At 44.8% G+C, this 6,747-nt stretch carries 7 protein-coding genes; 3 read left to right on the top strand and 4 right to left on the bottom strand.

The genetic code is table 11. From position 1 onward, the window contains the following. Window positions 1–364: 364 nt before the first annotated feature. From rpsU to V7L05_RS13040, 3 genes are all read right to left on the bottom strand, one after another. Window positions 365–556 carry a 30S ribosomal protein S21 gene (gene rpsU, locus V7L05_RS13050; RefSeq protein WP_094333031.1) on the bottom strand — a complete coding sequence of 64 codons (192 nt, stop codon included), beginning with the start codon at window positions 554–556 and terminating at the stop codon, window positions 365–367. Between the two features lie 120 nt (window positions 557–676). Then, the gene (locus V7L05_RS13045) at window positions 677–1,000 is read right to left on the bottom strand and encodes an RNA recognition motif domain-containing protein (protein ID WP_334832914.1); all 324 of its coding nucleotides are present in this window, start codon (window positions 998–1,000) and stop codon (window positions 677–679) included. 142 nt (window positions 1,001–1,142) lie between these two features. Next, on the bottom strand, window positions 1,143–1,334 hold the full coding sequence (locus V7L05_RS13040) for a hypothetical protein (RefSeq protein ID WP_335164563.1): 192 nt from the start codon (window positions 1,332–1,334) through the stop codon (window positions 1,143–1,145). A gap of 135 nt (window positions 1,335–1,469) precedes the next feature. Here V7L05_RS13040 and V7L05_RS13035 point away from each other — a divergent pair, with 135 nt between their 5' ends. Further along, a complete protein-coding gene (locus tag V7L05_RS13035) occupies window positions 1,470–2,864 on the top strand; it encodes a TldD/PmbA family protein (protein WP_335164562.1) in 1,395 nt (464 codons plus the stop codon). Between the two features lie 167 nt (window positions 2,865–3,031). Here the strand turns inward: V7L05_RS13035 and V7L05_RS13030 are convergent, their stop codons facing one another. After that, window positions 3,032–3,922, bottom strand: a complete 891-nt coding sequence (locus V7L05_RS13030; protein ID WP_335164561.1) for a hypothetical protein — start codon at window positions 3,920–3,922, stop codon at window positions 3,032–3,034. A gap of 270 nt (window positions 3,923–4,192) precedes the next feature. Between V7L05_RS13030 and V7L05_RS13025 the strand changes: the two genes are divergently transcribed. Then, complete coding sequence (locus V7L05_RS13025) at window positions 4,193–4,723, top strand: pentapeptide repeat-containing protein (RefSeq protein ID WP_335164560.1); 531 nt, start codon at window positions 4,193–4,195, stop codon at window positions 4,721–4,723. A gap of 364 nt (window positions 4,724–5,087) precedes the next feature. Next, window positions 5,088–6,659: a DUF1565 domain-containing protein gene (locus tag V7L05_RS13020; RefSeq protein ID WP_442937858.1), complete on the top strand. Its 1,572-nt coding sequence runs from the start codon at window positions 5,088–5,090 to the stop codon at window positions 6,657–6,659. The last annotated feature ends 88 nt before the right edge of the window (window positions 6,660–6,747 follow it).

Below are 6,747 nucleotides of genomic sequence, written 5' to 3'. Positions count from 1 at the left end.
CTCTTGAGAAAGATGGTTTTTTGCTGGCATGGGTAGCTGATAATAGCTTAGGTTATTAACCTCATATTATACAATTAAGCTGCGTAACAGCTTAGTAGAGCGGCTTTCAAAATTTTTCGTTTTGCTTTACTGGGTACAAATTGCAAAGGGTCTTGCGATCGCCACTCCAGAAGTAACCATAACAAGTTTTTTGTTAGTTGGGGGACACACCCTTATTTAAATTGCCCGTCTTATAATCAGTAATGGCTTTGCCAAAACCTACCCTTTAGATTCTATATGTAGGAGTATAGCGATCGCCTCTTTGACGGCTAAGAATCTAATGAGAGAGTGCGATCGCGTAGTATACCGTAGGTATCGCTTATTGTTAATTACGACGGAAATTTCTCTTACGTTGCTTGTGCCTTGCAACTTCTTTGCGCTTGTGTTTTTCCAAAGGCGTTTCAAAGTGACGATGCTTTCTCATGTCTGGAAAAATACCTGCTTTGGAAACTTCCCTTTTAAACCGACGTAAGGCTGACTCAATTCCTTCATTTTCGCCCACAAATACTTGGGTCATTTTCATCTCCTACTTAATTGGTACTGGGCAATTTTAGGCCATCCAGTATACCGGAGTGCAAAAAGGGCAGATAATGATTCTGCCCTTAAGACGTTAAAACTGAATTTTTTATCTTAAAGCTTAGTAGCGGCCGCGGGAGTATCCACCACCACCACCACCACTGTTGCCGCGACGGTCCCCACCAAAGGAACCACCTCTATCTTCCTTCGGTTTAGCCTTATTGACTTTGAGATCGCGTCCCATCCACTCAGCACCATCAAGAGCTTCAATGGCAGCTGTTTCTTCGGCTTCTGTTCCCATCTCTACAAAAGCAAAGCCGCGTGGACGTCCGGTTTCACGGTCGGTAGGCAACTGAACACGTTTTACAGAACCATGTTCGGCAAAAACAGAAGTGAGGTCTTCTTGTGTGACCTCGTAGGATAGATTACCTACATAAATTGACATGCATTATCTCCAAAATCATAGGTGTGTAGAGATTTAGATTTCGGAGACAAGCTTGTTAAGACCAAAAGGAAAAAGCCTGTCAATACTAAAAACAAACACTGTAACCGAATTTTATTCTCACCTAATTACCTTAGCACATCATTCAGTTCTTACCCACCGTAAAAAAGCAAGTACTAACAGTCAGAGTGCTACGCGCCAGATTGGGTATTGGGCATTGGGCATTGGGCATTGGACATTGGGCATTGGGCATTGGGCATTGGGTATTGGGCATTGGGCATTGGGCATTGGGCATTGGGCATTGGGCATTGGGCATTGGGCATTGGGCATTGGGCATTGGGTATTCTCCCCCTGCTCCTCAATCTTCTAGGTCAGCTAGGTCAGCGATTCATGGGCGAACTCGTCATTGATTAGCATAAATTCCCCAAATAATTGCAAAATAAATGCAGTTCGTCATTGTTATTACCTGGAAATGCCGACTACACTTGCTGACGCCCAAAATTTACTTTCTGACCTGATTGCCCGCTACTCAGAGCGTGTAGATTATTTGATGATTCGCCTTGAAGAGGCAGAAGGGACTGATATCTTGTTGCGTGGCGACAAGGTAGAAACCCTCAGTGAAGGCATCTCCATTGGTGGACACATTCGCGCTTGTTATAAAGGTGGATGGGGGTTGAGCTGTTTTAACCAACTGGCGACAATCAAAGATCGGATAGAAGAAGCGATCGCTGCGGCGCGGATGGTTGGTGATGAAGAAACTTTACTTGCACCCATTGACCCGGTGCAAGCAGTATGCATTCTACCCCTAAAAGGCAGCGATCCCCGAAAAATCCCCCTCTCGAAGAAAAAACAATTGTGCGATCGCTATGCCCAATTGCTCAAAAGCGTTGATCACCGGATTACTACTACCTCGGTGCGTTACGGTGACAGCGCCCAAAAAGTGATCATCGCTACCTCAGAAGGCACTTTGATCGAGCAATCTTGGGTGGATATGGAAATGCGCTTTGCCGCCACCGCCAGAAATGGCGAAACCGTACAAACTGGACGGGAAACTACTGGCTCTCGCAAAGGTTACGAAGATTTAACAGATTTGGATGAACAGGTTAAAGGTGCCGCCCAAAGAGCGATCGCGGCTTTATCTCTGCCATCGGTCAAAGGCAATACTTACACCGTAGTCATTGACCCAATTCTCACGGGTTTGTTTGTTCACGAAGCCTTCGGACATCTTTCTGAGGCCGATATGGCTTACGAAAACCCCGATCTGCTGGAAGTCATGACCATTGGCCGGCGGTTTGGCCCAGAAGAACTGCAAATTTTTGATGGTGCCGCCCCAGAGGGACATCGCGGTAGCTATTTTTACGATGATGAAGGTACGCCTGCGACTACTACTCAACTAATTAAAGATGGGGTTTTAGTTGGACGTTTACATTCTCGTGAAACTGCTGGCAAATTGGAAGAAGCGCCTACGGGTAACGCACGCTGTCTCAACTATCACTTTACTCCGATTGTGCGGATGACAAATACCTGGATTGAACGGGGTAAAACACCAGTCGAAGACTTATTTACTGATATCAAAGAAGGAGTTTATGCCCGTAATTGGTTGGGTGGGATGACGAATGGGGAAATGTTCACCTTTAGTGCTGGGGAAGCATGGATGATTAGGAACGGCAAAATTGCTGAACCTGTACGGGATGTAACGCTTTCGGGAAATGTATTCCAAACTTTAGCGGATATTGAGGCACTTGGTGATGATTTTTATTGGGATGAATCTGGCGGTTGTGGTAAGGGAGGGCAAAACGGCTTGTCAGTGGGTTGTGGTGGTCCTAGTCTCCGAATTCGAGATGTAGTGGTTGGTGGGGAAATCTAAACTACCCGCCGCGATACCCAGTATTTTGGGTATCGCAGTGGACTTACAGCAATTAGTAAAAAATTGAACCGCTTCGCCGAGTCATTAGTCCAATGACCAATGACCAATGACCAATGACCAATGACCAATGACCAATGACCAATGACCAATGACTAATGACTAATGAATCAATTTGCTAGCCAAAAAGCGACGTTACGCACATAGGTTTTGATATCTTCTAAGGCGCGTGGCTCTTTTTTCATGCCATCTCCGGGTGCTTCATCTACAAAAGTCGGACAGCCTTTGTTAATATCCCAGTTGTAATCGACTAAATGATGGAAGCTAGAATTAGCTACTGCTCGTCCTAGTATATTCCCCTGTTGATCTTGATAATGCTCGATCGCTACAACCAAATTGAAGTTGCGACCTGTAACTAAACTTTTGCCCAGAGCAATTACCCGCGTGTTTGCATTGCCCGGAGGCACGCCAATACCGCCTTCGTGGGGATGTGCTGGGAAAAATTCGATAGTTCCCGAAGGTGAATTGGGATTTTTTAAAAGTTCGTGAATGGGCTCAACAATGGTAATTTTTTGATAATCGCCGTTAGCTCCAGAATGATAGTTAGGCCAGGAAATATAAGTTGTGTATGAGTCATCTCGGCTCCAGCGAGATTCATCGGGATCGGGATTTTTGGTGTTGAAATAGTGGACATCACCAATGTCAACTAAACCACACATCGAACAGCCCATATCCTGATGATCGCGTGTTGTCAAAATTCCGCCGCCACGTTGCCGAAAAGCATTAATTCCAGCAATGTCTTTTTCGGTTAAACCCTTATCTACCTCTAAGCCAAATAGCCAAAGTTGATCAAAATCTGATTTGTCGAGACTACTTAAAACTGAGTCGCCACCGACTGCATCTGATTCGTAATCGCGTCCCGTAACTTCAAATAAGGAGTTTCCGGCTTCGTCTTGAATCGATGCTAAGTAATCTTGTAACATCGAGAAACGAAAAATGCTCCAGTCATTTTCAGTCGTAGGAATCGTAGTCTGCAAAAGAATACGAATTGGTTTTGCCATAACCTCTGCCAGACGAACACCACAATTGAGTATAGCGATCGCTTTGCACTAATGCTGAAGTTTTTAAATTCCTCAACATCCCTCGCAAGTATGAAAATAACTCACGACTCTAGGTAGTAGCGCCAGTAGTTAAGGATAGTTAATCTAGACAAAAGTGATTCGATATTCACTCTAGTTTGATTCAGTACACCAATCCTCCGTGGCGCGGGCTGGGGATTTAGTGCCTGTCTGGATAGCCTCAATAAAACGTTCCTTAGCACAGCGACAGATATGAAAGCAGATCAACTCCTGAAAAACTATGCCGCAGGTGTCAGAGACTTTACTGGTGTTAACTTGAGCGAGGCAAACTTAAGGGAAGCCAATCTCAGTGGCGCAATTTTAGATAGAGCAATTTTAGATGGAGCTAATCTGAGTCACGCTAATTTAGCCCACGTCAGTTTGATTGAGGCAGACTTAAATGGAGCAGATTTGAGCAATGCTGATCTCAGTGGTAGCAACTTAACCGGAGCTATTTTGGATGGAGCCATCTTGGATGGAGCAGCAATGGAAGGAGCTAATTTGAATCACGCTGATTTGACAGTTGCTAAACTAATTGACACTAACTTGAGTGACGCGGATTTGCACGAAGCCAGCTTGATAGCGGCGAATCTAGATGGAGCCGATTTGACTGGTGCAGACTTAACTGTAGCCGACTTATCCCAAGCAAATCTCACTCAAGCAGATTTGAACCAGACAAATTTGAGTGGAGCAAATTTGGATGGAGCCAATATAGAAGGAACAATTCTAGATGAGAATGTTTGACATTGAACCACATCTGTCGTATTGACATGGCAATGCTTATGCGTGTCAACTTAAGTAGATGGACAAAAATATTTACAGTCATTGCGAGCGAAGCAAAGCAATCCCAGCCCTTGTGATTGCTTCATTCCGCTTCGCTCCATTCGCAATGACATTGTGTAATTAATTCTGTCCGACTACTTAACATCAAAGTTAGCCTAGAAGAAGGAAGGAGCATTTAAAGATTGTCTCGTTCCCAGTCTCCGACTGGGAATGCATTCCGGGAGGCTCCGCCTCAAGACTTGCGGCAGAGCCGCAATGAGGTACATTTCCAGCCAGAGGCTGGAAACGGGGTTTTAAAAAAAGTTTGCTCGAAGTAGTGTTACCTATGATTGTCATAATTAAAACAATTGACTCTCAATTATCAATGGTGAACTCTAGCCTCGTTGTCACACTCTATGTCAACCCTATGACAGGGAATGATACCAATACTGGTTCACAGTTGAGTCCGTTTAAAAGCCTCAGCCGTGCCTTAAAACTAACCAAAATCACCAGGATAATTCATCTGGAATCGGGGACTTACAGCGTCGCTAGTGGTGAGGTGTTCCCACTGATCATCCCTGAAGGGACGACAGTGGTGGGTAACGAAGCAAAAAAAGGTGCAGGGATTGTAATTTCCGGGAGTGGCGAGTATCAAAGTCCCAGCTTTGGTTTACAAAATATCACGCTGCTCTTGCTAGATAATGCCAGTCTTTTAGGTGTAACTATCACTAATCCTTCAGCTAAAGGTACTGGTATCTGGATTGAATCGGCTGCACCTACTTTAGCTAATAATACTTTCAGTGACTGTGGCCGAGAAGGTGTGTTTACCACTGGTACTGCCAAACCCGCAATTTTAGATAACATATTTGTGCAAAATACTGCTAGTGGGTTAGTGATGGCACGCCATAGCCAGGGAAAAGTACTACGGAATGTATTTCAAAGAAACCCGTTAGGCATAGCAATTAGTGATTTTGCCGCTCCAGCGATCGCCAATAACAAATTATCAGAAAATCGCACAGCGATCGCACTTTCTCGCAATGCCCAACCTGTGCTACGTCAAAATCTGATTGCCAAAAATACCCAAGGTGGTCTATTAGTCAATGGCAATGCAGTACCCGATTTAGGTAATATCCAATATTCCGGTAATAATATTTTTCGTGATCATAGTGAATTTGATTTACAGAATGCTACTACACAAAAGCTGGTTTCTGTAGGTAATCAATTAAATCCGGCTCTAGTCAAAGGCTTGGTCGAATTGATCCCAACTAATCGAGTAGCGGTTAGCACCAGTTCCTCTAACGCCCCGACAGCATCCCGATCTCAAAAACTCCCCGCGCCTCTTCAACTAGATGGACATTGGGCGGAACCATTTATTCAGGCATTAGTGAGCATGGATTTAACTCAGGGTTTTGCCGATGGTAGCTACCAGCCAGATAAACCCATGACTCGCGCCCAGTACGCGGCTTTGGTGGCGATCGCTTTTAATCCATTTCCCAAAGTTCCAGCAGCTGATTTTACGGACGTACCCAAGGATTTTTGGGCTTATAGCGCGATCCAAATCGCGGCTAGCGGTGGCTTTGTTGCCGGATTTAGCGATCGCACTTTCCGCCCCGATCAAAATGTCCAGCGACTACAGGTGATTGTCTCCCTAGTAAACGGACTGGGACTACCAGCTGTTGATAGTGATATTTTAGAAGTATATAGCGATCGTCATCGGATTCCCGACTATGCCCGGATCGCTGTTGCCACTGCTACACAAGGAGGAATAGTTGTCAACTATCCCGATCCGAAAGTGCTTGCACCTTTACATTTAGCAACACGAGCCGAAGTTGCAGCGATGGTTTATCAGGCATTAGTCGCTATTGGGCGAACACCTACGATTAAATCAGTCTATGTAGGGTTGCATTCTAGAAGTTGAGAAGTAAAATAGGGAACACTGCCTATCGGCTTGGTAACTCTTGGGAAAAAAAACCATGTAGTTAAAAGCACGCTAGGCTAATATGCGA

The organism is Nostoc sp. (genome assembly GCF_036917755.1).
In the GTDB taxonomy this organism is placed as follows: Bacteria; Cyanobacteriota; Cyanobacteriia; order Cyanobacteriales; family Nostocaceae; genus Nostoc.
Note: the sequence above shows the minus strand (reverse complement) of the source record. Positions and strands in the feature narration are given on the sequence as shown.

Coding starts and splice junctions, on each gene's coding strand:
- V7L05_RS13045 (WP_334832914.1), bottom strand. CDS start 1,000: ATGTCAATTTATGTAGGTAATCTATCCTACGAGGTCACACAAGAAGAC.
- V7L05_RS13030 (WP_335164561.1), bottom strand. CDS start 3,922: ATGGCAAAACCAATTCGTATTCTTTTGCAGACTACGATTCCTACGACT.
- V7L05_RS13020 (WP_442937858.1), top strand. CDS start 5,088: ATGATTGTCATAATTAAAACAATTGACTCTCAATTATCAATGGTGAAC.
- V7L05_RS13035 (WP_335164562.1), top strand. CDS start 1,470: ATGCCGACTACACTTGCTGACGCCCAAAATTTACTTTCTGACCTGATT.
- V7L05_RS13025 (WP_335164560.1), top strand. CDS start 4,193: ATGAAAGCAGATCAACTCCTGAAAAACTATGCCGCAGGTGTCAGAGAC.
- rpsU (WP_094333031.1), bottom strand. CDS start 556: ATGACCCAAGTATTTGTGGGCGAAAATGAAGGAATTGAGTCAGCCTTA.
- V7L05_RS13040 (WP_335164563.1), bottom strand. CDS start 1,334: ATGCCCAATGCCCAATGCCCAATGCCCAATGCCCAATGCCCAATGCCC.